At 70.5% G+C, this 25471-nt stretch carries 20 protein-coding genes and 3 pseudogenes; 13 read left to right on the forward strand and 10 right to left on the reverse strand.

Features of this window, described 5'->3' with window-relative positions:
* The first annotated feature begins 583 nt into the window (after window positions 1-583).
* The 3 genes from ACIF80_RS22850 to ACIF80_RS22860 are packed head-to-tail and all read left to right on the forward strand — an operon-like array spanning window position 584 to window position 2622.
* On the forward strand, window positions 584-1357 hold the full coding sequence (locus tag ACIF80_RS22850) for an SDR family oxidoreductase (protein WP_399807482.1): 774 nt from the start codon (window positions 584-586) through the stop codon (window positions 1355-1357).
* 34 nt (window positions 1358-1391) lie between these two features.
* On the forward strand, window positions 1392-1712 hold the full coding sequence (locus ACIF80_RS22855; protein ID WP_399807485.1) for a nuclear transport factor 2 family protein: 321 nt from the start codon (window positions 1392-1394) through the stop codon (window positions 1710-1712).
* A gap of 46 nt (window positions 1713-1758) precedes the next feature.
* Entirely contained in the window at window positions 1759-2622 is an 864-nt protein-coding gene (locus tag ACIF80_RS22860) for a MerR family transcriptional regulator (RefSeq protein ID WP_399807488.1), read from the forward strand.
* A 159-nt stretch (window positions 2623-2781) separates the two neighbouring features.
* On the opposite strand, the gene ACIF80_RS22865 is transcribed toward ACIF80_RS22860, so the two are convergent.
* From ACIF80_RS22865 to ACIF80_RS22885, 5 genes and pseudogenes are all read right to left on the reverse strand, one after another.
* Window positions 2782-2919: a hypothetical protein gene (locus tag ACIF80_RS22865; RefSeq protein ID WP_399807491.1), complete on the reverse strand. Its 138-nt coding sequence runs from the start codon at window positions 2917-2919 to the stop codon at window positions 2782-2784.
* A gap of 39 nt (window positions 2920-2958) precedes the next feature.
* Complete coding sequence (locus tag ACIF80_RS22870; RefSeq protein ID WP_399807493.1) at window positions 2959-4284, reverse strand: MFS transporter; 1326 nt, start codon at window positions 4282-4284, stop codon at window positions 2959-2961.
* Window positions 4285-4783: 499 nt separating this feature from the next.
* Window positions 4784-4876 (reverse strand): annotated as a pseudogene (locus ACIF80_RS22875) (IS5/IS1182 family transposase); the annotation flags it as partial.
* Window positions 4877-4917: 41 nt separating this feature from the next.
* Window positions 4918-6642 carry a VanW family protein gene (locus tag ACIF80_RS22880; RefSeq protein ID WP_399807496.1) on the reverse strand — a complete coding sequence of 575 codons (1725 nt, stop codon included), beginning with the start codon at window positions 6640-6642 and terminating at the stop codon, window positions 4918-4920.
* A gap of 405 nt (window positions 6643-7047) precedes the next feature.
* Window positions 7048-7428 carry a peptidase inhibitor family I36 protein gene (locus ACIF80_RS22885; protein WP_399807499.1) on the reverse strand — a complete coding sequence of 127 codons (381 nt, stop codon included), beginning with the start codon at window positions 7426-7428 and terminating at the stop codon, window positions 7048-7050.
* A gap of 92 nt (window positions 7429-7520) precedes the next feature.
* Between ACIF80_RS22885 and ACIF80_RS22890 the strand changes: the two genes are divergently transcribed.
* The 6 genes from ACIF80_RS22890 to ACIF80_RS22915 are packed head-to-tail and all read left to right on the forward strand — an operon-like array spanning window position 7521 to window position 13238.
* Window positions 7521-8585: an NAD-dependent epimerase/dehydratase family protein gene (locus ACIF80_RS22890; RefSeq protein WP_399807502.1), complete on the forward strand. Its 1065-nt coding sequence runs from the start codon at window positions 7521-7523 to the stop codon at window positions 8583-8585.
* Between the two features lie 38 nt (window positions 8586-8623).
* The gene (locus tag ACIF80_RS22895) at window positions 8624-9418 is read left to right on the forward strand and encodes a UbiA family prenyltransferase (RefSeq protein WP_399807505.1); all 795 of its coding nucleotides are present in this window, start codon (window positions 8624-8626) and stop codon (window positions 9416-9418) included.
* A complete protein-coding gene (locus ACIF80_RS22900; RefSeq protein ID WP_399807507.1) occupies window positions 9418-10599 on the forward strand; it encodes an NAD(P)/FAD-dependent oxidoreductase in 1182 nt (393 codons plus the stop codon). Before ACIF80_RS22895 ends, ACIF80_RS22900 begins: the two co-directional genes overlap by 1 nt.
* On the forward strand, window positions 10596-11684 hold the full coding sequence (locus ACIF80_RS22905) for a type III polyketide synthase (protein ID WP_399807510.1): 1089 nt from the start codon (window positions 10596-10598) through the stop codon (window positions 11682-11684). The genes ACIF80_RS22900 and ACIF80_RS22905 overlap by 4 nt, the downstream gene beginning before the upstream one ends.
* Window positions 11681-12199, forward strand: a complete 519-nt coding sequence (locus tag ACIF80_RS22910) for an isoprenylcysteine carboxyl methyltransferase family protein (RefSeq protein WP_399807513.1) — start codon at window positions 11681-11683, stop codon at window positions 12197-12199. Before ACIF80_RS22905 ends, ACIF80_RS22910 begins: the two co-directional genes overlap by 4 nt.
* A gap of 10 nt (window positions 12200-12209) precedes the next feature.
* The gene (locus tag ACIF80_RS22915; protein WP_399807515.1) at window positions 12210-13238 is read left to right on the forward strand and encodes an NAD(P)/FAD-dependent oxidoreductase; all 1029 of its coding nucleotides are present in this window, start codon (window positions 12210-12212) and stop codon (window positions 13236-13238) included.
* A gap of 363 nt (window positions 13239-13601) precedes the next feature.
* Here ACIF80_RS22915 and ACIF80_RS22920 read toward each other — a convergent pair.
* A pseudogene (locus tag ACIF80_RS22920) lies at window positions 13602-14128 on the reverse strand (SMI1/KNR4 family protein); the annotation flags it as partial.
* Between the two features lie 68 nt (window positions 14129-14196).
* Between ACIF80_RS22920 and ACIF80_RS22925 the strand changes: the two are divergent.
* A pseudogene (locus tag ACIF80_RS22925) lies at window positions 14197-14505 on the forward strand (transposase); the annotation flags it as partial.
* A 773-nt stretch (window positions 14506-15278) separates the two neighbouring features.
* Here the strand turns inward: ACIF80_RS22925 and ACIF80_RS22930 are convergent.
* From ACIF80_RS22930 to ACIF80_RS22940, 3 genes are all read right to left on the reverse strand, one after another.
* Complete coding sequence (locus ACIF80_RS22930; protein WP_399807517.1) at window positions 15279-16025, reverse strand: hypothetical protein; 747 nt, start codon at window positions 16023-16025, stop codon at window positions 15279-15281.
* 219 nt (window positions 16026-16244) lie between these two features.
* Window positions 16245-16514 (reverse strand): hypothetical protein, encoded by a 270-nt coding sequence (locus tag ACIF80_RS22935; RefSeq protein WP_399807519.1) that lies wholly within the window; start codon window positions 16512-16514, stop codon window positions 16245-16247.
* A 138-nt stretch (window positions 16515-16652) separates the two neighbouring features.
* Window positions 16653-18158: a protein kinase gene (locus ACIF80_RS22940; RefSeq protein WP_399807576.1), complete on the reverse strand. Its 1506-nt coding sequence runs from the start codon at window positions 18156-18158 to the stop codon at window positions 16653-16655.
* A gap of 776 nt (window positions 18159-18934) precedes the next feature.
* Between ACIF80_RS22940 and ACIF80_RS22945 the strand changes: the two genes are divergently transcribed.
* The 3 genes from ACIF80_RS22945 (at window position 18935) to ACIF80_RS22955 (ending at window position 24334) form a co-directional block, all read left to right on the forward strand.
* Window positions 18935-21781, forward strand: a complete 2847-nt coding sequence (locus ACIF80_RS22945) for a lectin (RefSeq protein ID WP_399807521.1) — start codon at window positions 18935-18937, stop codon at window positions 21779-21781.
* Between the two features lie 17 nt (window positions 21782-21798).
* Entirely contained in the window at window positions 21799-23580 is a 1782-nt protein-coding gene (locus tag ACIF80_RS22950; protein WP_399807523.1) for a lectin, read from the forward strand.
* 619 nt (window positions 23581-24199) lie between these two features.
* Window positions 24200-24334, forward strand: a complete 135-nt coding sequence (locus ACIF80_RS22955) for a hypothetical protein (protein WP_399807525.1) — start codon at window positions 24200-24202, stop codon at window positions 24332-24334.
* Window positions 24335-24600: 266 nt separating this feature from the next.
* Here ACIF80_RS22955 and ACIF80_RS22960 read toward each other — a convergent pair whose 3' ends face one another.
* Entirely contained in the window at window positions 24601-25281 is a 681-nt protein-coding gene (locus ACIF80_RS22960; RefSeq protein WP_399807528.1) for a septum formation family protein, read from the reverse strand.
* Window positions 25282-25471: the final 190 nt, after the last annotated feature.

Genomic DNA, 25471 nt, shown 5'->3' on the forward strand with positions numbered 1-25471 from the left:
GTCGGCCACCCGGCGCACCTCCGCGGGGGCTTTGGGGCTGAGCGGGTGCGGAGGGGGGTCTCCGGGGCCCGCCGGGCCCCGGGGGCCCCCCCCGGCGGGGGGGGGCCCGCGGTGACAGGACGGCGCAGCTCGGCGGCTCCGCGCCTTTCTTCGTACGAAAGCAGTGCGAGTGCGCCATCGTGGTCGGGCGAGGGGGCAGCACCGATACCTGGCATCGGCTCGCTTCGATCGCCGACTCCGCCCCGAAAGGGCGGGTTCGCACCCGGGCCGCGGTCACGTCGTCCAGAACGGCACCGCCCGGGGACGCTCCGCTCGACGGGACAGCCGCTCGCAATGTCATGCCATGGCCGTCGAGCCACGAGGAGCAGCGGGCCGGACGTCACTGACCGTGAAGTGAGAGATCCGCCCGAAGCGGAAGCGGAAGGCCCGCGGCCGGCGACTTCCCGGACGAGGGGTGGAGAGCCCTGCCGTCTCCTCGGTCGGCTTGTGACGCCGCTGCGGAAGGGGACGGCGTTCGCCGAACGCCTGAGTCCGATCATGCGGACTTGAGTCTCTCCCCGGGGGAGGGTCCAGGGTCGTGGTCATGAACAGCAATGATTTCGACGGACGCCTCGCCGTGGTGGCGGGCGGCAGCAAGGGAGCCGGACTGACGACGGTACGCAGGCTCCGGCACGCCGGGGCGCGGGTCCTCACCATCGCCCGTACCCCGGCGGAGACGGCCGATCCTCTCTTCGTGCAAGCCGACCTGAGCACGTCCAGAGGTGTCGCGTCGGCGGCCGGGGCAGTGGCAGACCTCGTCGGCGTACCGGACATCCTGGTGCATGTCGTGGGCGGCTCCCGCGCCCCGGCCGGCGGGTACGCGGTTCTCGACGACGAGCTGTGGGCCGAGGAACTGGCGCTCAACCTGTTCCCCGCGGTCCGCCTGGACCGTGCGCTGGTCCCCGGAATGGTGGCCCGCGGTTCGGGCGCCGTCGTGCACGTGACCTCGATCCAGCGCCGGATGCCGCTGCACTACTCGACACTGGCGTACGCCGCCGCCAAGAGCGCCCTGGCCACCTACAGCAAGGGGCTCGCGAACGAGGTCGCGCCGGCCGGTGTCCGGGTCAACTCGGTCGCTCCCGGCTTCATCCGCACCGACGGTGCCGAGCGCCTTCTCTCGCGCCGGATGAGCGAGAGCGGCATCACCCGAGAGGCCGCGCTCGACGAGTTGACGCACGCCCTCGGCGGCATCCCGCTGGGGCGGCCCGCAGAGCCCGAAGAGGTGGCCGAGACGATCGCCTTCCTGGTCTCGGACCGGGCGAGCGCGGTCACCGGCACCGAGCACGTGGTCGACGGCGGCACCATCCGCACCCTTTGAACCCCATCCCCTCACCACGACACCGGAGACGATCATGCAGGACACCCAGGAGTTCGTCGAGGAGTACTTCGCCGCGGCGACAGACCCCGACCGCGAGCGCTACTTCGCGCTGTTCGGCGACGGCATCGTCGTACACGACGACGGCCGCAGCCTCCAGGGGGTCGCGGCGGTGCGCCGCTGGCGCGACGAGGTCCCGTCCGTGCGCTACGACCTGCGGGAGGTCACCGGCACGGCCGCCGCCTGCCAGGCCGTCGCGGAGGTTTCCGGTAACTTCCCCGGCAGCCCGGTCACCCTCCGCTTCACCTTCGAGCGCGACGCACAGGGGAAGATCACCCTGCTGGACATCGCACCCTGAAACCGAGCCCCGACCGGGACCGGATCCATACGGTAGGAAGGACATCGTGGCCGAGCGATTGACGATCGGGGAGTTCTCCCGCATCACGCACCTGAGCATCCGCGCGCTCCGCCGCTACCACGAGCAGGACCTGCTCGTCCCCGCAGAGGTCGACCCGGCCACGGGCTACCGCTACTACTCGCTCGCGCAGGTCCGGCCGGCGCTGACCATCAGACGGTTCCGCGACCTCGATCTCCCGCTGGCGGATCTCCGGCGTTTCCTCGAGGCCGAGTCCGCCGGCGAGGGTGAGGCGGGGCATGCCGCGGCGCAACAGGTCGTCGCGGTCCACCTCCGTCGGCTCGAGGACCGGCTCGGTCGCACCCAGCGAGCGGTCGAGGCGCTCAGGGAGCTCCTCGCCCCGGAGACCGAGCGGGCAGTGAGCCTCGAGGCCCTCCCACCTCAGCGTGTCCTCGCCGTGTCCCTCGACGTCCCGCACGGAGTCGACCTGAGCTGGTACGACGCCGCGATGCGCGACCTGGACGCAGCGGCCGGCCGGCGTCCGGTGCTCCCGCCGGGCGGCCGCTACGAGCACAAGCTCTTCACCGAAGGCCACGGCCGCGCCACCGTCTACCTCCCCGCCGAGGTACCGCTGCCGCCGGGAGCACCGGCCACCGTGCGCGAGCTCCATCTGCCGAAGCGGACCGCCGCAGTCGCCACCCATACCGGCCCGCACGACGATCTCGACCTCACCTACGGCGCCGTGGGCTCCTTCGCCGCCCAGAACGGTCTGCGCTCGCAGGACCTGATCGAGGAGGTCTATCTCGTCGGACCGCGCGACACCGACCAGCCCGATCGCTGGCGCACACTCGTCGCATGGCTGATCGCCCCCGACACCGGCCGATCGACTGCCCCAGGGCCGATGCGCTCGTAGTCCTCCATGCCCGGGGCAGCGCACGGGCGAGGCGCCGGTCACGGAATCCTTGGCCGGACCGGAGTTCCACCAGGCAGTGCGCCGGACGGGGCCGGTCAGCATGCTGCGGCCGTGAAGGAAGGCCGCCTACGCGGTGAGAACAGCACGTCCGGGACTTTCTCAGGCCAGTGTTTTCTCCCCCGCTCTCCATGTGCCCGTGCTGATGCCATTGTCGACCGGCCGGTTCTGCAACCGCTCGAACGCGAGGCGGCCCGCGGTGTCCCATACGACCAGCTCGCCGTTTGTGCGAGCCACCACGTCTGTCTCATGGACGGGTCCTGATCAAACACCAGGTCATCACCACGAGTTGTCATCGGAGCGGCCAGCCGTCAGCGGCGCATTCCGCGCCGCCGGAAGCGTCCGTCCCAGGCGTGCGAGCGGGGACAGAGCCATCACCACCGGGGACAGCAGCATGCCTGCGGCCGTCGCCAAGAGACTGGTGCGCAACCCCCACTCCTCAGCGAGGAATCCGCCGAGCAGGGAGCCGAGGGGGGACAGCCCCATGCCGACAAACGTGATCGTCGCGGCCACGCGGCCCTGCATCCCGTCCGGAGTGACCGTCTGTCGGACGGCCATGACCGCCACATTCACCAACTGGCCGCCGGCTCCGAACACGAAGCTGACCGCAAGGAGCGCGGGAACGGTCACCGCAGAGGAGCCGCGCAGCGCGGGTACACACAAGAACACGCCGTCGCCGAGTGCCGCCGCGGCCACGAGTACCGGGCCGTACCCGAACCGGTTCGGCAGGCGGGCGGCCAGCACGGAGCCCAGGAGCGCGCCCGGCCCTGCCGCCGCGAGTGCCAGCCCGACGGCGGTGCCGGACAGGTGCAGTTCCCGCGGCAGAAAGAGCAGATAGACGGTCATCACGGCCGCGAAGAAGAACTGGAAGGCGGCCGAGGCCAGGCACACGGTCCGCAGCGCGGTGTCGCTGACGACGAAACGGAGACCCTCGTGAATTTGCCGCCAGACCCGAGAGGGACGTTCCAGGCGCTCCGGGGTCGATTCGACTCGACGGATTCGTCGGATCGACAGGAACGACAGCGCGAAGAACAGCGCGCTGGAGGCGGCAGCGACCGGCGCCGACAGCAGGGACACCAACGCACCGCCGAGGGCGGGACCGCCGATCTGAGCCGCAGACCGGCTGCCCTCGAGCGCGCTGTTGCCCCGCACCAGCTGGTCGCGTTGCACCAGTCGTACAACAGACGCCTGGTATGCCACGTCGAAGAACACGGAAAGGGCCCCGATGGCGAAGGCGATCACGAATAGCGCGGGCAGGCCGAGCCAGCCGAAGAGGCCGGCTACGGCGGCCGCACCCAGGGCAAGGGTCCGGCCGGCGTCAGTCAGCACCATCACTGTGCGAGTGCGCCACCTGTCCACCCATGCGCCGACGAAGAGCGAGAGCAACAGGAGCGGCGCCTGGCCCACGGCGCGCAGGACGCCCAACTCGCCGGCGCCGGCGTTGAGCGTCAGGACGGCGAAGAGCGGAAGAACAACCAGACCTGTGTGTTCCCCGAGTTGGGAGGCGGTCTGCCCCACCCAGAGTCTGCGGAAGTTGCTGTCCCGCCACAGGCTTGACGGAACGGGTCGACCGGAATCGGATACAGCGGAGGAAGCGGACGGCACAGGGATCCCTCGGGTTGCCGACAACGAGGCCCGCTACCGGGCACACGACAGGTGCGCCGACGGTTCGGGCAGGAGAAGGCTCGCTGTGCCGCAACATCAAGGGCAGCACGCGATGACAGGCCGATCGGCCTACAACGTCAACGCGCGCTCGGGCGACCGACCATGTCTGCAACTCCTCGTAGGTCAACTCGTTCCACCAGGACACTAGCGCTCGGTGGATCGACGCGAAAGGCAAATCAGGCTTCGGGACAGGCGGTCAGACCCCGTTCCGCCTCGGCGGAACGTCCCACAGCCCTGGATGAGGCATCCCTTACAGCTCCAGCTGTCTTCCGTCGTTCCTGCTGTGGCTACGTGGGTGGGGAGGGCTGCGTCGGTATCGAGCATCACCATCGCATCCCTCGACAGACCCCCACGTGTGGGGGAGTGCCCATGCACGTACGAGAGTTGGCGAGTGGCCGTTGACAGGCTCCCACCCGCGTAGGAGCCGATCACGCCGGGCCCTGTCCGGCAAATGATCTTGGTGGGGTTCGCGGAGCCGGAGGATGAGTGCTGCGAGGTGGAGTCCGGCCCGGTAGCGGGCGCGGGCGAAGTCCGGGATGAGGTCACGCCGGACGAGCTGACGGGGTGGCGTCCTCAGGGCTGACGTTTGCTCGGCACCTCTTCGCAGGTGATCTCGTCACGCGGGGTGTAGTGCGTGCGGAACGGTTCCCGCTTCACTTCCCGGCCGTCGGCGTGGAAGACCCGCTCCACGGTGACGTCGAAGCCCTCGAGCGGGGTCTGCGGCACGCACTTCTCAACGGTGCTCACCTTCTTGGCCGGCTGCTGCACGTTGGTGCGCGGTCCCTTGGCCGACGTGATCTCGTCGTACTTCTTCGTGCCGAGGAAGGTGATGGTCACCGAGGTGTCGGTGGACTCGGCCTGGATGTAGAGGGCCTTGCCGGAGTCGTTGGTGAACCTCAGGTCCAGGCTGCCCCAGGCGACCGTCGCCTCGCGGCCCTCGGGGTAGCGCTCGATGTAGAAGGAGTGGGCGCCGTACTCGACGGGCTTGACGCCCGCGAAGAACATCGCGTTGAAGACGGTTGTGGCCACCGCGGAGACACCGCCGCCGGGCGCTTTGATGTACTGGTCGTCGAAGATCATGATGCCCTCGACGAAGCCGTTGGCCCCGGTGCGCTCGCCGACGGTCCGGTTCAGGCTCCAGGTCTCGTTCGGCATGACGACGGAGCCGTTGATGAGTTCCACGGCCCGGCCGACGTTCGTCGTGCGGTAGGCGGCTGGTTCGAAGTTGACGGTGAAGGAGGACATCTTCTCCGTCAGCCCCAAACGCGCCGCGTTCTCGCGGGTGACCTCCGCCTGGATCTGCCGCGTGCTCACCTCGCCGGTGCGGGCGGCGCCCGACTTGGTGAGCAGGGGCAGGACGGCCTTGCTCAGGGCCTTGTCGGTGACCACCACGCCGGGTCTGGCGTCGGCAGCCACCACGACCTTCTCGCCCTCGAGCCCCAGTCGGGCGTTCCGCGGTGTGGTGGGAAGGCCGTTCAGGGCGCCGGCCACTGCGGGGGCGGCGCGCAGGCCCTTGCTGTCGAGTTTCGGTGTGAGCCTGCCGGCATCGTCCGGCCGCATCGTCAGGTACTCGCCCAGCACGGTCGGGGTGATCGTGAACCGCTTGCCGCCCGCGGTGAGCGTGACCGGTGCCGACATCGCCGGCTGCGCGAACTCGCGCACCGCCCGCCGCACCTCTTCCGCCGTGACCCTCGGCCTGGTCTCGCGCGCGGGCAGCACCGTGACCGAGTCCGCCGCACCGCGCAGGAAGGGGGTGCGCAGGGCGCCGATCGCGGCGTCCACGTCCAGCGCGTACCCGGTGCGCGGGGCGATCTGCTCGACACGGCCGTCGGCGAAGGAGACGGCGCCGTCGCGGACCTTCTCATCGAGCGTCTTCGCCAGCTTCCCGACAGCGGCACGGGCCTTGTCCTCGTCGATCCGCACGACCGGCTCGATGTCACCGCCCGAGCGGAACAGCCCGCCGATCACGCTGACCGGATCGGCGCCGGTGGACGCCGCCCGGTCAAGGGTTTCCCGGATGTCGAAGGTGAGCCCCGCCTGCCGCGGATCGACCGCGCCCTCGCGGTCGCCGACCTGCACTGCCAGTTTCCGCGGGCCGGCCCCCGCCAGGTGCTGCTCCAGCTTCCGGGTGGCTTCCTCGCGGGTCAGGCCCCCGATGTCCACGCCGCGCACCGTCGTACCCGTCTCGATCTCACCGCCGGTGAGCAGCAGCCCGGTGAGATACAGGCCGCCGATGCCGACGGTCAGCGCACCGCCCGCCAGGGCGACGGGCGGGAGAGAAGCTATTCGGGGGCGCATGGGTCTCCTGAACGATCGATGTAATGTGCACCCGATGCCGCGGCACTGTGTGCGAGGGCAGTCGGTCAAGCTACACGCAACCGGGCGCTAAAGGGTATATCCCAGGTCACGCCGGGCGTTCTTGAATTTCCCCCGCAGCCTGTCCGCCCGGCGTCCGAAACGGGTCAGGCCCCGAGGCGCCGGCGCTCGCCCCGTGCGGCTCCTGGAGCCCGCTCCCGGCAACGGTCCGCAGCTCGGGGTACGTGGTTGCTGCCCCGCCCTGCCCGACGGCGGCTGGACCGTCGAAGGCGCAGTCCAGCCGCCGTCGTGTCCATCGTCCGCAGACCTCCGCTCATCCGTCAGCGGGGACGACCACCGACCCCGCTGCTCAGGACCGGGACTCCTCTTCGTTGAGCGCCGGGGCGTCTATCCGCAGTCATTGCGGTTGATCTTCAGGGAGCGGGTCTGGTCGTTGAGGCTGTAGCCGCGCGGGTCGTGGATGGAGCCGCTGCTGCGGGTGACGCAGACCCAGCGCCCGGTGTGGCTGTGTTTCTCGTAGACGCGGGCGGGGCGGTCGCTCTGGTTGCGGATGGAGCTGCCGCGGTCGCGGATCGCGAAGGGCAGGTCCTCCACGCTGCCGTCGGCCGCGCGCCGTACCCAGGGCCGGCCGCCGAAGACGATCTCCGGGTAGACGCACACATAGCCGGACGGGCAGTCGACGCCGGCCCGCACCGTGCCGGCCTCGGCGGAGGCGGAGGCGGGAACGGCCAGAGGGAGGGGGGCAGCGCGGCGAATGAAGCCACGCACACGACGCGCAGTGCACCGGCCGGGTGACGTCGGTGTCCCCCGGATGCCGGAGTGCCTCGTGTGAGCGGGGGAGCGACGGGGCATCATCCTGCATGCGCATCGTGGTCACCGGGGTGACCGGGAACATCGGTTCTGTCCTCGTGCAACGCCTGCGTGCCGAGGGCACGCACGACCTCGTAGGTCTGGCTCGGCGGCTGCCCGAGGGCCCCGACAGCCGTGGCGTCGACTGGCGCTCGGTGGACCTCAGCACCGAGGCCTGCCACGACGCGCTGGTAGAGGCGTTCACCGGTGCGGACGCGGTCGTCCACCTGGCGTGGGGCTTCCAGCCGTCCCACGATCTCGCCTACCTCGCCCGGCTCGGCGTCGGCGGCACCCGCCGCGTGCTCCGAGCCGTCACCGAAACCGGTGTCCCGCACCTGGTCCACATGTCCTCGGTCGGCGCCTACTCACCGAAGAAGGACGACCGTCCGGTCGACGAGTCCTGGCCCACCGGAGGCGTGCACAGTTCGCGGTACAGCCGACACAAGTCGGCGGCCGAGCGCCTCCTCGACCGGCACGAGGCCTCCGGCGCCGGCACGCTCGTCACCCGCCTGCGGCCGGGGATCGTCGGGCAGCGCGCCGCCGGCAGTTCCCTCCTCCGCTACGGCGTGCCCGCCCTCGTGCCCCCCAAGGTGCTCGACCTGCTGCCGGTCCTGCCGATGGACCGGAGGCTGACCATTCCGATGGTCCACACCGACGACGTCGCCGAGGCGATCGTCGCGGTGCTCCACCGGCGCGCGGGCGGCCCGTTCAACCTCTCCGCCGGCACGCCCGTGACCGCGGCGGTCATCGCGGACGCGCTCGGCGCCAGGCTGGTGCACGTGCCCTCCGCAGTGGTCCGCGCCGCCATGTCGGCCGCCTGGCACGCGCACCTGCAACAGGTCGACACCGGGTGGCTCGATATGGGCTTCGCGCTCCCGACGCTGGACACGACCCGCGCGCGCACGGAACTCGACTGGGCCCCGGCCAAGGACGGCCCGCAGGTGCTCGCCGAGGTGATCGAGGGCATGAGGGAGGCCGCGTCCGGCCGGACACCCGTGCTGCGCCCACGCACCGTCCTCGGCGCGCTCGGCGACGCGATCCGTCGCGGGCCGGTCGCTGTGCGGCGGCGCCCGTGACCGCCGGCGCGGCCCCGGCACGCTCTGGGCCGCAGCCCGTGCTCGCGCTGCTCGCCGCCGCCCACGGCGGGCCGGCTCTGGCGGTCGGCGTCATCGCGGGCCTGCTCGCGCTCCGCAGTGACCTGCGCCCGCTCGACGCCGCCGTCCTCACGGGGGCGGTACTCACCGGCCAGCTCACGATCGGTTGGGGCAACGACCTGTGCGACCTTTCTCGCGACCGCGCCGTCGGCCGCACCGACAAGCCGTTGGTCACCGGAGCCCTCCCGGTCGCCTGGGCGGTGCGTGCCCTGGTCGCGGCCGGACTCGCCTGCCTCGTGCTTTCCGCGCTCGTCGGCTGGCGCAGCGCGCTGGTCAACGTCATCCTCGGCGCCGGCGCGGGCCACGTCTACAATCTCGGGCTCAAGGCGACCCCGTGGTCCTGGGTGCCGTACGCCAGCGCCTTCGGGACGCTGCCCTCGGTCGTCACCCTCGCCGGCCCCGCCCCGGCCTGGGCGCCGCTGTGGATGACCGGCGCCGGCGCCGCGCTCGGTGTCGGGGCGCACCTGCTCAACACGCTGCCCGACCTCGCCGACGACGAACGCACCGGCGTCCGCGGCCTGCCGCACCGGATCGGCGAGCACCCCTCGCGCGTCCTGGCCGTCGTGCTGCTGTCCGCCGCCTCACTGCTGGCCGTGCTCGGTCCCGCCGGGCCTCCTCCGGCATGGGAGTGGGCGGCCCTCGTGCTGGTGACGGTCCTCGCGGTGCTCACGCTGGTCGCCCGGGGACGCGTCCCCTTCCGGGCCGCGCTGGCCATCGCCCTGTTCGACGTCGTGCTGCTCGTGGCGGCCGGTTGATGGCGCCCGCACCCACCCACTGGGACCTTGCGGTGGTCGGCGCCGGACCGGCCGGTGCCGCCACCGCCCTGGGCGCGTTGCGCGCCGACCCGGATCTGCGCGTCGCCCTCCTGGACCGGGCGGACTTCCCGCGGGACAAGGCCTGCGGCGACGGGGTGGCCCCGCACGTCCTCGACCTCCTCGCCGAGGTCGGCGTCACCGGCCTCGTCGACGACCGGGTCCCGGTCGACCGCCTCCGCCTCGGCCGTGGCGGTCTGGTCGCCGAGCGGCGGATGGCCCGCCCGGTGTGGGTGGTACCGCGCCAAATCCTCGATGCCCGACTGGTCGACGCGGCCGTCGCCGCCGGCGCCCGACTCCTCCGGCACCGCGTCCGCGATCTGCGGCAGCACACCGACGCGGTGGTCCTGGACGGGGAGGTCTCCGCCGCGGTCGTGGTCGGCGCCGACGGCGCCCACTCGGTCGTCCGACGCGCGCTCGGCCGGCCCCGCGGTCCGATGGCCCTGGCGCTGCGCGGCTACGCCCCGGTCGGACCCGGGCGGCACGGCGTGCAGGTCATCGAGTTCGGCACCCGGCACCAGCCGTCGTACGCCTGGTCCTTCGACCGCGGTGACGGCCTTGCGAACGTCGGATACGGCGAGTTCCTCCACGAGGACCGGCCGGCGCCGACCCGTGTCCAACTGCTCGAGCGCCTCGAGGCAGTCCTGCCCGGCGCCACCGAGGGCGGGCGGCACTGGGTCGGGCACCACCTGCCGCTCTCGACGGCGCGCCGGCGCCTTCCGGCCGGCCGCGTACTGCTCGTGGGCGACGCCGCCTGCCTGGTGAACCCGCTGACCGGGGAGGGCATCCACTACGCCGTGGCCACCGGCATCGCGGCCGGTCGCGCCGCCGCCGCGGCCCTGCGTGACGGACGGCCCGAGGGGGCGGGGGAGCGGTACGCCCGCGCCACCCGCCGGATCCTGCTGCCCCACCTGCGTCACACCGCCCTGGCCGCCCGGCTCGCCCGCAGCACGCGCGTCATCGAGGCCGGGCTGCGGGCCTCGGCCGCCGACCAGCGCGTCTTCGACGACTTCGTCGAACTCGGTCTCGCCCGGGGCCGGCTCACTCCCACCGTCGCGCTCGGCCTCGGCCGGGCGCTCCTCGCCCCCGTCCGTCCGTCCGGCCGGCCTCAGGAGCCAGCATGAGCATGCGCGTCCTCAGCGTCCGCGGCGTCCTGCCCGAGCACTGCCACCGACAGGAGGAGATCACCGAGTCCTTCACCACCACGCTGGTCGAGGGCACGCTCGACCGCGGCGTCGTCGAGCGGTTCCACCGCAACGTGTGCGTCGAGACCCGGCACATCGTGCTCCCGCTGGAGGAGTACGCCCGGCTCGGGGACTTCGGCCGGTCGAACGACGTCTTCATCCGGGCCGGCGTCGAGCTCGGCGGGCGCGCGGTCGTCGACGCGCTCAAGGACGCCGGCCTCACGCCGGCCGACGTCGACTACATCGTGTCGTGCACGGTGACCGGTCTGGCCGTCCCCACGCTCGAGGCCCGCGTCGCGGCGCAGATCGGGCTCCGCCCCGACGTGGTGCGCCTGCCCCTCGTCGGCCTCGGCTGCGTCGCCGGCGCGGCCGGCATCGCACGCCTGCACGACCTGCTGCGCGGTCGCCCGGACGGAGTCGCGGTGCTGATGTCGGTCGAGCTGTGCTCGCTCACGCTTCAGCGCGAGGACACCTCGGTCGCCAACCTCGTGGCGAGCGGCCTGTTCGGGGACGGTGCCGCGGCGGTGGTCGCCGTCGGTCCCGAGCATCCACTCGCGCGGTCCGGCCACCCCGCCCGCCCCGAGGTGCTCGCCTCGCGCAGCCGCCTCTACCCCGACTCGGAGCGCACGATGGGCTGGGACGTCGGGCCCGGTGGGTTCAGGATCGTGCTCGACTCCTCGATTCCCGACCTGGTGCGCCGGTACGTCGGCGACGACGTTCGCGGCTTTCTCGCCGACCACGAACTGACCGACGGCGACCTCGGCTGGTACGTCGCGCACCCCGGCGGTCCCAAGGTCATCGAGGCCCTGCAGGAAGCGCTCGGGGTCGAGCGGGACGCCCTGGCCGTGACCTGGGACTCGCTGCGCCGGATCGGCAACCTGTCCTCCTCCTCGGTACTGCACGTCCTGGCGGACACGCTCGCCGACCGCCCACCCCGGCCCGGCTCCTACGGGCTCATGCTCGCCATGGGCCCGGGCTTCTGCTCCGAACTCGTCCTCCTGCGCGCCCCGGGGGAGGAGGGATGAACGGTCAGGGCCTGTTCACCGTCCTGGTCCTGGCCGTCGGTCTGGAACGGGTCGCCGAGTTGGCCGTGTCCCACCGCAACGCCGGCTGGAGCCTTGCGCGGGGCGGCGTGGAGTCCGGGCGGGACCACTACCCGTACATGGTGGTGCTGCACACGGGCCTGCTCGTCGGCGCGCTCGTGGAGGTGTGGGTGCGCCGACCGGACGCCGTACCGGTCCTCGCCTGGACCATGCTCGCCCTCGTGGCGGCCTCGCAGGCGCTGCGCTGGTGGTGCATCGCCACCCTGGGCCGACAGTGGAACACCCGGGTGATCGTCGTGCCCGGTGCTCCGCGCGTGACCGGCGGCCCCTACCGCCGGCTCCCGCACCCGAACTACGTCGCCGTCGTCGTCGAAGGGCTCACGCTCCCGCTGGTGCACTCGGCCTGGATCACGGCGGTTGTCTTCACCGTGCTGAACGGGTTCCTGCTCACCACCCGCATCCGCACCGAGGACGCCGCCCTGGCGCGGCTGGCCTGAGAGGACGCGCATGGACCTGCTCGTCGTGGGCGGGGGACCCGCAGGTCTCGCCACGGCCCTGCACGCGGCCCGGGCGGGGCTCGAAGCGACCGTCTGGGAACAGCGCGCCGGCACCATCGACAAGGCGTGCGGCGAAGGGCTGATGCCGGGTGCCGTCGCCGGTCTGGCAGCACTCGGCGTCCACCCGCCGGGCTACGACCTGCGGGGCATCCGGTACGTAGCCGGGGCGCGCCGGGCCGACGCCGACTTCCGGTCGGGCCCGGGCCGCGGGGTGCGTCGCACCGTGCTGCACGCGGCGCTGCGCGAGGCGGTGCTGGCCACGGGCGTGCGGGTCGAGCAGCGCGCCGTGCGCCGTGTCGAGCAGGACGAGGACGGTGTGGTGGTCGACGGCACCCGTGCCCGCCACCTCGTCGCGGCCGACGGCCTGCACTCGCCGATCCGCCGGGCCCTGGGGCTGCACCGGCCGCGTCGGGCCCACCGGCGGCACGGGCTGCGGCGCCACTACGTGCTCACCCCCTGGAGCGATCACGTCGAGGTGCACTGGGCCCGTGACGCGGAGGCCTACGTGACCCCGGTGTCCGACGGCCTCGTAGGCGTCGCGGTGCTCACCGCCGACCGGGGACCGTACGACGACCACCTCGCCGCCTTCCCCGAGCTGCAGGAGCGGCTGGCCGGAGCCGGGACCGCCACACCGGTGCGCGGGGCGGGCCCGCTCCGCCAGGACGCGAGCGCGCGCACCGCCGGCCGGGTGCTGCTCGTCGGTGATGCGGCCGGCTACGTCGACGCGCTGACCGGCGAGGGCATCGCGCTGGCGCTCGCGCAGGCGTCGGCGGCGGTGCGGGCAGTCGTCAACGGCGACCCGGCGGCCTACGAACGGGAGTGGCGGAGACTCACCCGGCGCTACCGCTGGCTGACCCACGCGCTGCTCGGCGCGACGAGGGTGCCCCCGCTCCGCGCGGCGCTGGTGCCCGCGGCGCAGCGGCTGCCGCGGTTGTTCTCCGCGACCGTCGACGCGCTGGCGCGTCCGCCGGGGACGTGATCCGGCGGACTCCGGGCACTGTCGGTCACGGCGGCCGGCGGCCTCGATCCGGTTCGCGGTCCTCGAGGCCGCCCCACAGCACCGTGTGCGAGCAAAGCGAACACAACCCCGACCACACGGCCGGTACGACCTGGGGGCGGGGCGCGGGACAGAGCCGTACGGGCAAACGGAGGCGGCGTGCGCAGGCTTCTCCGCCGGAGAGAACGTCCGGGGGGACCTCCTGAGGGAGAGGGCACATCATGACCGTTTTCGACTCGTCGATGGCCATGCCGGTCGACGGCCTGGCCGCTGCCTGCCACTTCCACGGCGAGGTGCTCGGCCTGGAGCAGGGGCACAGTTCGGCCCCGACGGCCTGGCCGGTCTCTACCTGCTTCCCGGCCCGTCATCTCCCGTCCGCTCGCCGTCCGCCGGGCGTGCGGCTTCCCGGTGCATGCGGATCACCGCGTACCTCTCTGTGTCCTTGGGCGGCCGCGTCCAGGAGCGGGTGGTGAACGTGTGCAGCCGCTCGTTCACGATTGCGTGACGCGGCAGATGGGCACCGACTCCCCGGCCACCGATTCCAGCAGCGACCGTTCGGCTCCGGCGCCGTCCTCCAGTTCACCGAAGAACCGGCTCGGGGCCGGCGGCCGCGGTATCTCCCGGCTTGGCCTGACCTCTCCGCCCACGTATGTGAATGCGTACTGCTCGACACCGTCTCGCGCCACCGAAAGGTGGAAGAACGGTTCCCCGTGCCATGTCCTCAGGCCGCTCCACACCACCACCGCGCGGGTGCCCGTGCCGGCGGTCGCGGCGGGGGAGACGAACCGCCGCCGGCCGGACGGGGCAGGGTCACCGTCGAAGGCGAAGCTCCAGCCGGTGCCGGTCCGACCGGCCGCCATGAGAGTCCTGTTTCGTGTGACGGCCCCGCGAGGCTCGGGATGGCACGCCATGGCGTCGCCGCCGCGGACGACCCCGCACGCGGCCGGTGCTGGTACTGGCAGACAAGGCACACTCGTCCCGTGCCGTCCGCACCCACCTCGGACGACATGCAATCCGTGCCGTGATTCCGATCCCGGCCGACCAGCAGGCCCACCGCGCGCGACGCGGCAGCCGCGGCGGCAGGCCACCCGCGTTCGACGGGGAGGCCTACCGGCAGCGGAACACCGTCGAGCGGTGCATCAACCGCCTCAAGCAATGGCGGGGGATCGTCACCCGCTACGAGAAGACCGCCACGAGCTACCTCGCCGCGCTCCATCTGGCAGGCATCTTCCTTTGGTCCGCTCGATGACGGGCAACCAGCATCAGTCAGAGATGACCGTGCTCCGGAACGAGCGTCTCGCACCGATCACACAGCACGAGATGGACCCGCCGGCTCTCACGTAGTGAGCCATCCGCACCACAGCGCTCGCAAATGCCTTCACTGCGGTCAGCGAAGACATCAGTGACAGCATGGAGGCGTGCGTGCTCGGCCCCCGTCCAGTCGCCGCCAGGTTTCCCCCGCCGCGGAAACGCTTGGAAGGCCAGAGATCCCCACTTTTGCTTCACGGCCAAGAGTTCGTACTCCGGGAACTCCGCGACGACCGCCCGATGGCATTCAAGCACCAACTGCCGCCAGCCAGGACCCACGTCGAAGTCGTACGACGGGTCTCGCAGGTGTTGCCTGACCGGTTCCAGCAGGTCGCCTGAAGCCGACGAAGTCCCAACCATCCAGCCCTCTCACGCAGCAATGGCCTCCGATCCTACGGTCCATGACTTATGCGATGTGATCCACAAGAGAAGCCCTGGGCTCGCCGTTTGGCTCCAACAGCAGATCGGCCTTGCGGGCAGCGGAAGCATGTCCACGCTCGCGTAGCAGTCTGCCCAGCCGATGCTGTACCCCGATGGGGACACGACAGTGGCCGCTTCGCCCAGCCCGCTCAGGACTTCGCCCGGGCCCAGCGCCTTTACCTCGTCGACCGCACCACCCTTGCCGCACGAACACAGGGACCCCGCCCGCTCCCGCCGGCTGCGGGTCCGCTCTCCACTGCCGGCAACCCCGTCGTGATCACTGTCAGACCGGTTCTAGGCGCTCTCGGCGTCGATGACGTTCTCGATGAGAGTCGCAATGACACTTTCGTCGGTGCTGGGCTCGGGCTTGAACTCTGCGAGCTTGTCGGGTGGGAGGGGGCCCAGGACGTCGCTGGTCTGCACCGTTGCGATGACGCCTCCGACCCGTACGGCGGTCACCAACGAGTAGTGGAAGCCTTTGCCGTCGAGCCGGGCCAGCGTGCGGTACCGCAGAGCCTCCTCCCCGAGGTCCGGTACGGAGAGGGTCTCGGTCGTGACGGACGACTTGCCGTAGATGTTGCTGTAGCCGAACCGGTCACACGCGTCGATGGCTCGGCGCAGTTGTGTCATGCGCGTTCGTGCGGTCTCCACGGGATAGCTCGTCAGGAGGGTCGACCGGGGTGAGAAGTTGCTGTTGCCCAGGTACATCTGGGACCAGGCGGCTGCCGATTCCCCGCGGTCGAGCACGTTCTCCTGGGGCGCCTCCCGCACATGCCGGCAGGCCTCGGGCGAGGTCGTCTCCTTCCTGGCAGCGGGAGGTTCTGTGAAGGCGCCCGCCCTGGAGTTGATCCCCGTGATCTCGAAGCCGCCGATCTGCTCCTCGGTGAGCAGTGCTGCTTTCAGTTCGGCGGCGGTCAGCGGCTTGGAACGGTCCGCTCGTACGCCTGCCGTAGCGCTTGCGCCCGGTTTCCCGCCCTCGTCCGCCGACTTCGCGGCCTCTCCGCAAGCCGATGCCAGCCCGATCGCCGAGAGTATCGCCATCGTGGACGCTAGTCGTCGTCTGGTCTTTCGCATCATCAGGTCCCCACCCTCAAGATCACACGGATCACTCGCGCAGGTGCGAACGATACGCGCGGGCACCGGAGACGGGAACGGCCTGTCGGTTCGGCGACCCCTGCTGGCCGGCCCCTGCCTCCACCGTCGTACGGTGGCGGGAGAGGCTGGCAGCGGACCAGCCGATGGGGGTTCGCGTGGATGTCCTCATTGGCCGCTGCCGCAGACCGAATGTGTCCAGCCGTGGTCGTCGGCGAGAATGTCCAGGAGCAGCAGTCCGCGGCCTGGCGTGCCCATCATGGCCCGGCACTCGACCATGGGGTGAGGAACGCCGGGGCCGCGGGAGCAATCCACCAGGGCTTCGAAGCCCTGGGAGGCCATCCACGTCACGAGGACGCCAGTGCCGTCGCCGTCCAGCCGTGCCCGCAAGCCCGGGGCCGTCTCGCCCTCTTCGTTGACGATGAGGAAGCCCGCCACGTCCAGGACATGGCGGGCTTCCTTGACGGGGCGGAGCTATGCATAGGTACGAGTGGCTGCCTGCCCGCTCCTGAGTGGATCATGCTGCCGGAGACTGCTCGAGGTTCGACGAAGTCAGCCGGCATCCCGCTCGCACCGTCAGCGTTCCGCGGCCGTCTTCTTGGCTTCCTTCTGCTGCGCCTTACTCCCGGCCTTTTCTGTCTTCTTTGCTTGGCCGGGCGGTCGGTGCGGGGTCTCGGTCGCCGCGTCGCCCGGCGTTGCCGACCCGGGTGTGTCCGTGTCGCTTGGCGCGGCTTGTGTCGTCTTGGCTGCAGAGCTGGGTGTGGCTGTGTCGTTGGCGGAGGTGTGGTTCGGGCCGGGGGAAGTGGGGCCGACGCTTTGCCCGGGTACGTCGTCGGGGGGTGTGCCGGCAGAGGCGTTGTGGTCGGAGGGCGGTGCCGCCGCGGACGTGGTGGCCGCCTCCTTCTGCCCCGCGCTGCCAGAAGGGTCCGGCTTTCCAGTGGGGGCATTCGTGGCCCTGGTCGTGCTTCGGTCATCGCCCTTCTGCCCTGCGTTGCCAGGAGGATCCGGCTCTCCAGTAGGAGCGCTCGCGGCCCTGGTCGCGCTTCGGTCATCGCCTGGTGGGGCGGAGTCGTCGGTGACGGCGAAGGCGGTTGCCATGACAGCGGCGAGTGCAACGGTCGCGCCGGCCACGAGGGTGCGCCCACGCGCGGGCGTAGTACGGGGAGCAGCCTGATCCTTGTCGGGCAGCGGGTTCATGTGCGTGCGGTCGGCCGTCCGCGACGGTTCGTGGCCGGCGACGAGGCTTGTGGCGTGCGCCGACGGACCGGTTTCAAGACGTGCTGTCTCGGCCAATGCCGCCAGTGCGCGGGCGCAGTCGCGGGCTGTTGGGCGGTTCTGCTCGTCCAGGGCTGTCATGTCCCTTAGCAGGACGGACAGTTGTTCCGGCAGGAAGTGGGGCAGGGCGGGTGGGCGGTGCAGTCGTGCGATCGCGGCTTCAAGAGGGCCGCCGTCGTACTCGAGCCTGCCCGTGAGGCATTCGAGGAGCACCAGGCCGAGGGCGTACACATCGGCGGGCCGGCCGACGGGCTGGCCGAGGACCTGCTCGGGAGAGAGGTAGGCGGCGGTGCCGATGAGCGTGCCGGTAGCGGTGCGGGTGGTGGCGTCCAGCATCCGGGAGATGCCGAAGTCGGTCAGGTAGGGGCGGTGGGAAGCGTCCAGGAGGATGTTGGACGGTTTGACGTCTCGGTGGACGATTCCTGCTTCGTGTGCGTGAGCCAGCGCGTGGGCCAGATCGACGCCGAGTGCGGCAGTCGCTCTGGGCGGCAGCGGGCCCTCGGCGATGCGGTTCCTCAGTGTGTTGCCTTCGATCAGTTGCATGACCAGGAAGACACGTCCGTTGTGCTGTCCGGCGTCGTAGGCGGTGACAAGTCCGGGATGGTGCAACCGGGCCAGGATCACTGCTTCGCTGTGCGAGTTCTCCTCGATGTCGATGCCGGTATCGGGCCGAAAGACCTTGACCGCCACCGGTCGTCTCAATCGCAGATCGAAACCTCGATGGACATCCGCGGCGCCGCCCGAACCAAGGAGATCGTCCAGACGGTACCGGCCGCTCAGTACCTCGGCGGAACACCGGGAAGCCATGGCCCGAGCCGGCTCACGAAACCTCATTCCCTCTCCCACTGCATCGAGGTGCGCATGCTTCTGGCGAGCCGGGGGCGGCGCGCCGTCGGACGCAGGTACCCCCGAAGAGCTGGAACATCCCCGGTACAGCACCGCGACGGCATTTCGCGAGGCGAAACCGGCGCCCGCCGGGCCCCGCCGGTGTTTGCCGGCTTTCCGAACACTTGGACCATGTAGGACACGGTCCTATGCCCTGGCGACGGTCTCCTCACCATCTGTGCCCCCTGGTGAACTGCCTCGGTGCCCGGGAAAGCAGACCGGTAATGCCGGCAGCCGGACTCCGGCTGTCAGACGACGCTGGACCGCCTGGCCGCGCTGAATTCGCAGGAGTTCGCCTGGATCCGCACGGACGAACCCGTCCCAGGACGAATTGCAGAGGCTGGGCAAGTGCCTCGATCCGCACCCTTTGGCGATTGAGGACGCGGCGTCCTTCGTCCACGGGGAGATGTACTTCTCCCACACGAGGCCACCGGTCAGTCCGAGCAGTCCAGCGACTTTGTCCGGACGGCAACGAGCGGCGACGGGCAGACACCCCGCGAGCTTTGTCCCGATCAAGGAGAAAGTCGAGAGATGTCTCGCGAAAGGGGTTACGCGCCGGAACCAAGGCCGCTAACTTCCTTGAATCGAACCGGTCATGCACCTGAAGCCCGGCTCGACGGCGCGACGGCGCGCGCCGGTGCTCCCCTCGACAGGACTGATCATGTCCTGTTGTCTACCCCACACTTCGGGAGACGTCTGTGCGCACAGAACTGCTCAGACCCAGACTCGTCCGCTCGTTAGCGCTGGCGGTGGTGTGTGCCGCCGGCTGCTTGACACCGGGAACAGCGGCTGCCGCACCGCCGGACCCAGCCGACGGCCCCAGGGCAGCGGTCGCGGAGTTCCAGCAGGTCACGCTCGCCAAAGGGGTCGCCGAAACGGGCGAACCCATGACCCTGACCGTGCTGCCGGACCGTTCGGTGCTGCACACCTCGCGCAACGGCACCGTCCGGCTCACGGACGGAGCCGGAAACACGAAGGTGGCGGGCAAACTCGACGTCTACAGCCATGACGAGGAAGGCCTGCAAGGCGTCGCGGCGGACCCGGCCTTCGCCTCCAACCGCTTCGTCTACCTGTACTACGCCCCCAAGTTGAGCACTCCGAGCGGTGACGCCCCCTCCGACGGATCGGCCTCCGACTTCACGCCGTTCGACGGCGTCAACCGGCTCTCCCGGTTCATCCTGAAGACCGACGGCACCCTGGATCCAACCAGCGAGAAGAAGATCCTCGACGTTCCGGCGTCGCGCGGCATCTGCTGTCACGTCGGCGGCGACATCGACTTCGACGCGGCGGGCAACCTCTACCTGTCGACCGGCGACGACACCAACCCGTTCGCCTCCGACGGCTACACCCCGATCGACGAGCGTGCGACCCGCAACCCCGCCTACGACGCCCAGCGTTCCTCCGGCAACACCAATGACCTGCGCGGAAAGGTCCTGCGCGTCAAGGTCAACGCCGACGGAACGTACTCGATACCCAGTGGCAATCTCTTCCCGCCCGGTACCGACAAGACCCGGCCCGAGATCTACGCGATGGGCTTTCGCAATCCGTTCCGGATGAGCGTCGACAAGGCCACGGGCACTGTCTACCTCGGCGACTATGGTCCCGACTCAGGCACCGCGAAGCCCGATCGAGGGCCCGAGGGCCAGGTCGAGTTCAACCGCATCACCAAGGCGGGCAACTACGGCTGGCCATACTGTACCGGCAAGAACGACGCCTACACCGATTACAACTTCGCCACCGGAACCCCGGGCGCCACCTTCGACTGCTCGGCACCCAAGAACGCCTCGCCGCGCAACACCGGCCTGACCGACTTGCCGCCTGCCCAACCCGCCTGGATCCCCTACAACGGCACCTCCGTACCGGAGTTCGGCGGCGGCTCCGAGTCCCCCATGGGCGGCCCCGTCTACCGCTACGACGCCGGCTCCACCTCCGAGGTCAAGTTCCCGCAGGAGTTCGACGGCAACTTCTTCGCCGGCGAGTTCGGCCGCCGCTGGATCAAGCGCATCGAAGCGGCCGGCGACGGCACCGTGCAGTCCATCAACCCCTTCCCCTGGAGCGGCACCCAGGTGATGGACATGGCTTTCGGCCCGGACGGCGCTCTCTACGTCCTCGACTACGGCACCGGCTACTTCAACGGCGACGAAAACTCCGCCCTGTACCGCATCGAACACGTCACCGGCGGCCGCGCCCCGATCGCGCAGGCCAAGGCGAACGTCACCTCCGGCAAGGCACCTCTGACCGTCTCCTTCTCCTCGGCCGGCAGCTCGGACCCGGACGGAGACGCCCTCGGCTACTCCTGGGCCTTCGGCGACGGCGCGACCTCCACCGCCGCCCACCCCTCCCACACCTACTCGGCCAACGGTCAGTACACGGCCACACTGAAGGTCACGGACACCACCGGCAGGACCGCTACGGCGTCCGTGCAGATCACCGTCGGAAACACCGCACCCACAGTGAGGATCGACCTACCTGCGGACGGACGCATCTACGACTTCGGCGCCGCGATCCCGTTCGCAGTGACGGTGACCGACCCTGAGGACGGCACCGTCGACTGCTCCAGGGTGAAGGTCTCGTTCATCGTCGGGCACGACAGTCACGGCCACCCGCAGACGTCGGCCACCGGCTGCACCGGCACGCTGCAGACCCTGGCCGACGGTGAACACGACCCCAACGCCAACATCTTCGGCGTCATCGACGCCGAGTACACCGACAAGGGCGCGAACGGCCAGCCCGCGCTGACCGCACACGACCAGCACATCACCCAGCCCACCCACCGGCAGGCCGAGCACCACGGCGACTCCGCCGGTGTCCAGGTCGTCAACCACAGCCCCGCCCATGGCGGCAAGACCGTCGGCCACATCGACAACGGCGACTGGATCTCCTTCACCCCCTACGCCCTCGACAACGCCACCAAGCTCACCGCCCGGGTCTCCTCCGCAGGTGCGGGCGGCACCATCGAGGTACGCGCCGGGTCCCCGACCGGCACCGTGCTCGGCACGGCGACCGTGCCGGTGACCGGCGGCTGGGAGGTCTTCCAGGACGTGACCACTGACCTGTCCCATCAGCCCACCGGTTCCACGACGCTGTTCCTGGTCTTCAAGGGCGGCACCGGCTCGCTGTTCGATGTCGACGAGTACTCCTTCACCACCTCCGGCAACGGAACCCGTCCGGGCCCGGTCAAGGGAGTCAACGGCAAGTGCCTGGACGTGGACGGTGGCGGCAGCGCGGACGGTACCAAGGTCCAGCTGTGGACCTGCAACGGAACCGCCGCCCAGACATGGACCCTGGCCGGCGACGGCACCCTCCGGGCCCTGGGCAAATGCCTCGACGTCTCCGGTGGCGCGAGCGCCGATGGCACCAGGGTTCAACTCTGGACCTGCAACGGAACCGGCGCGCAGAAATGGGCACCCCAGCCCGAGGGCGCTGTCCGCAACCCCCAGTCCGCCAAATGCCTCGACGCATCCGGCGGCACCTGGAACGACGGCACCCCCGTCCACCTGTGGACCTGCCACACCGGACCCAACCAGAAATGGACTCTTCCGTAGGAAGGAGGCGACCGTACATGCACACTCGACTCAAGGCGGTTCTCGGCCTGTTCGCCGGCATCGCGCTCTGTACGGCACCACAGGCCATGGCCGTGCCCGGTGTCGGTGACCAGCCGACCAGCATGTCCCCACGGGCGGAGGCGGCCCCACGCCCCGCGCCCGCTCCGGCTGCCGATCCCGCCTACGAGATCCTGGTCTTCTCCAGGACCGTCGGCTTCCGGCACTCCTCCATCGACGACGGCATCGCGGCACTGCGGGCCCTTGGTACGGCCAACAACTTCACCGTGGACGCGTCCGAAGACCCCCAGGTCTTCACCACCGGAAATCTCGCCCGGTACGAGGCGGTCGTCTTCCTCTCCACGACCGGTGACGTGCTCAGCGACGCACAACAGACCACCTTCGAGCAGTACATCAAGGGGGGTGGCGGATACGTCGGCATCCACGCGGCAGCCGACACCGAGTACAACTGGCCCTTCTACGAGGGACTGGCCGGCGCCCTCTTCCACTCCCACCCGGCCATCCAGCCCGCCACCGTCGAGGTCGAGGACCGCGCCCACGACGCCACCGCCCATCTCGGAACGACCTGGCAGCGCACCGACGAGTGGTACAACTACCGCACCAACCCCCGCACCACCGCCCACGTGCTGGCCTCCCTCGACGAGTCCAGCTACTCGGGCGGGAACATGTCCGGCGACCACCCGATCGCCTGGTGCAAGGACTACCAGGGCGGCCGGGCCTTCTACACCGGCGGCGGCCACACCGGCGAGTCCTACGCCGACCCCGCGTTCCGCCGGCATCTCCTCGGCGGCATCCGCTGGGCGGCCGGCATGACCGAGGCGGACTGCCGCCCCGAGACCGGCTACACGCCCCTGTTCGACGGCTCCGCCACGACCGGCTGGAAACAGGCCGGTCCCGGCGGGTTCACCCTCGCCGACAGCACCCTCACCTCGCACGGCGGGCTCGGGATGCTCTGGTACTCCGCCAAGGAGTTCACCGGTGACTACTCCCTCAAGCTCGACTGGAAAGCCGCCGGCGATGACAACTCGGGCGTCTTCATCGGCTTCCCCGCCTCCGACGACCCCTGGTCTGCGGTGAACAACGGCTACGAAATTCAGATCGACGCGACCGATGCGGCCGACCGCACCACGGGCGCCGTGTACGGGTTCAAGTCCGCCGACATCGTCGCACGTGACGCCGCACTGAACCCGCCCGGCGAGTGGAACACCTACGAGCTCCGCGTCACCGGCGAGCGACTGGAGATCTTCCTCAACGGACGCAAGATCAACGACTTCACCAATACCGACCCCGCGCGCAGCCTCCAGCAGGGCCACATCGGCATCCAGAACCACGGCGACGGCGACGACGTAGCGTTCCGCAACGTCCGGATCAAGACGTCGGGCGACACGCAGCCGGGTCCCCGTCCGGGCCCGGTCAAGGGAGTCAACGGCAAGTGCCTGGACGTGGACGGTGGCGGCAGCGCGGACGGTACCAAGGTCCAGCTGTGGACCTGCAACGGAACCGCCGCCCAGACATGGACCCTGGCCGGCGACGGCACCCTCCGGGCCCTGGGTAAATGCCTCGACGTCTCCGGTGGCGCGAGCGCCGATGGCACCAGGGTTCAACTCTGGACCTGCAACGGAACCGGCGCGCAGAAATGGGCACCCCAGCCCGAGGGCGCTGTCCGCAACCCCCAGTCCGCCAAATGCCTCGACGCATCCGGCGGCACCTGGAACGACGGCACCCCCGTCCACCTGTGGACCTGCCACACCGGACCCAACCAGAAATGGACTCTTCCATAACGGCCTGAGCGACCCATAGACCGTTGTGGCACTGCACATGCTGGTGAGGGTCGGCGTGCACGCCGACCCTCACCCGTAGTCATCGACGCGTGTTCCTTTCGAGCACACGGCCTCGACCCGAGCGCACGGCGGGGAACGCGCCAGTGTTCAGCTTCCGTGGAATCAGTCAACCGCGGATCGTAGACATCAGCAGCTCGTGGGTATCAACGTCGGCGGTTGCCACGAGCCCGTGGCTTCCCTGAGTGATCGGACCGCCATCCTTGAGTGTGCCGCTTTCCCTCGGTCCGATTGCGATCGGTTGGTCACCCCGTCTGCTGCGGTGCGCCGCGTCCGCTTTCCCTCCTCTGTCGCCTGCGCCGGCATGGGCTGAAAGCGCAGACGAATTCCGGGGGAGGCGGCGCGTCGTGGGAGTCGAGCATGCCGACCGTCCGGGCGGCGCCCTCCCGCGGTCCTGCCCGCAGTGCGGGCAGGACCTGGTGCAGGAGATCACCCGGTCCGGGATCCGGAGAAAGACCAAGGAATGGTGGAACTGCCCGGGCTGCGGGTGGCTGGGACGTCCGGACCTCGGGGGCCGGCCGATCCTTCACCCGTTCCGGCGCCTCACCGGCGAGTACGGGGAATGCGACTTTTCGGCGAAGAGGACTGCAATCGTGCGAGCGAGGCCGTCGTCTACGACGACTGGCTATGCGAGTGGATCGTCTGCGTGGCCTGCGGCCGGGAGAACGCGCGCCGGATCGGGCCCGCGCCCAAGTGATCCGGCTGTCTCCGGGCCACCAGCTGCGTCGGGCGGGGCCTGCGGCGTGTCCTACGAGTTCGTGCATGGTCGGCGGTAGGACGTCGAGCACCCATCGGCAGATGCTGCCCGTGCTACGGCTGTCGCCGCAGCCGCGCATCTCGGTCCGCGAGCCGGATGCGGCCGACGAGGGGGCCCCTTCCTTGGCGGCGGCGCCGGGACCGGACAGGTTCCAGGAAGCGGGACCGGGTCCTTGACGGACACGGCCCCGCTGATCCGACGGAGTGTCAGCCCGCCCAGACCTCGGCCTCGTCGGCCGGGACGGTGGTGGCCAGGCCCAGTTCCTTGCGGGCGGCGACCGACTTGTTCGGGTCGATGCCGGTGAACGCCGGGTCGTAGGCGATGTAGAACGCGTCGGCGTCGGCGGCGTTCGCGGCCTTCTTCCAGTTCCCGGCCGCCTTCGTCAGCGTCGCGCGGAGCTTGCCGACCTCGGTGCCCCCGATGCCGTCCAGGCCCTCGACGTGTGCGTCGAGGGCGGACGTGACGGCCTCGGCCTGCGCCTTGTAACCGGCCAGGTCGTCCTCGACGGTGTCCTTCTCGGGCTGGTTCGCCCACAGGGCCTCGTAGACCGCGTTCGAACCCTCGAGGTACGTGGTCTGCTCGGGCTTGAGGGACTTCGCGGTGTCCAGCGAGCCGCTGAACGTGCCCTTCTCCGCGGTGTAGGTGCAGCTCACCGCGCGGTCACCCGTCGCCCAGCTCTCCTTGGTCGGGGTGTAGTAGAAGAGGGCGCCGCCCTTGGGGAGCGCCCAGGTGTCCGGGGCGTACTTCTGCGCCTCGACCGGGCAGCGGTCGTCCGTGATCGTCGAGACCCCGTCGTCGCCGGGGTACTCCTTGCCCTTGTCGATCGCGAACTCGCCGACGACCTGGCCCTCGTGCGCCTCGTCGCTGACAGGCAGGAACGGCCGCAACAGTTCCCACTCCGCATCTGTCGGATCGCCCCGCCCCATGTCCACAACAACGACCTGGACATGAAGCAGTCACACGATCGGCCGGACAAGTTCTAAGTGGTCGGCTCCGGAAATCCTTCGGGGGTTGATCAGGCGGCCAGGGCAACAGAGGATTCTTCTGGCCGGTCGGCGGGTGCGTGCCGGTCGAGTC

Origin of the sequence: Streptomyces sp. NPDC085927 (assembly GCF_044540975.1) — a bacterium.
Taxonomy (GTDB): Bacteria; Actinomycetota; Actinomycetes; order Streptomycetales; family Streptomycetaceae; genus Streptomyces; species Streptomyces hirsutus.

Coding starts and splice junctions, on each gene's coding strand:
- ACIF80_RS22850 (WP_399807482.1), top strand. CDS start 584: ATGAACAGCAATGATTTCGACGGACGCCTCGCCGTGGTGGCGGGCGGC.
- ACIF80_RS22855 (WP_399807485.1), top strand. CDS start 1,392: ATGCAGGACACCCAGGAGTTCGTCGAGGAGTACTTCGCCGCGGCGACA.
- ACIF80_RS22880 (WP_399807496.1), bottom strand. CDS start 6,642: ATGCGCCCCCGAATAGCTTCTCTCCCGCCCGTCGCCCTGGCGGGCGGT.
- ACIF80_RS22890 (WP_399807502.1), top strand. CDS start 7,521: ATGCGCATCGTGGTCACCGGGGTGACCGGGAACATCGGTTCTGTCCTC.
- ACIF80_RS22900 (WP_399807507.1), top strand. CDS start 9,418: ATGGCGCCCGCACCCACCCACTGGGACCTTGCGGTGGTCGGCGCCGGA.
- ACIF80_RS22905 (WP_399807510.1), top strand. CDS start 10,596: ATGAGCATGCGCGTCCTCAGCGTCCGCGGCGTCCTGCCCGAGCACTGC.
- ACIF80_RS22910 (WP_399807513.1), top strand. CDS start 11,681: ATGAACGGTCAGGGCCTGTTCACCGTCCTGGTCCTGGCCGTCGGTCTG.
- ACIF80_RS22915 (WP_399807515.1), top strand. CDS start 12,210: ATGGACCTGCTCGTCGTGGGCGGGGGACCCGCAGGTCTCGCCACGGCC.
- ACIF80_RS22930 (WP_399807517.1), bottom strand. CDS start 16,025: ATGGCGATACTCTCGGCGATCGGGCTGGCATCGGCTTGCGGAGAGGCC.
- ACIF80_RS22940 (WP_399807576.1), bottom strand. CDS start 18,158: ATGGCTTCCCGGTGTTCCGCCGAGGTACTGAGCGGCCGGTACCGTCTG.
- ACIF80_RS22950 (WP_399807523.1), top strand. CDS start 21,799: ATGCACACTCGACTCAAGGCGGTTCTCGGCCTGTTCGCCGGCATCGCG.
- ACIF80_RS22955 (WP_399807525.1), top strand. CDS start 24,200: ATGCGACTTTTCGGCGAAGAGGACTGCAATCGTGCGAGCGAGGCCGTC.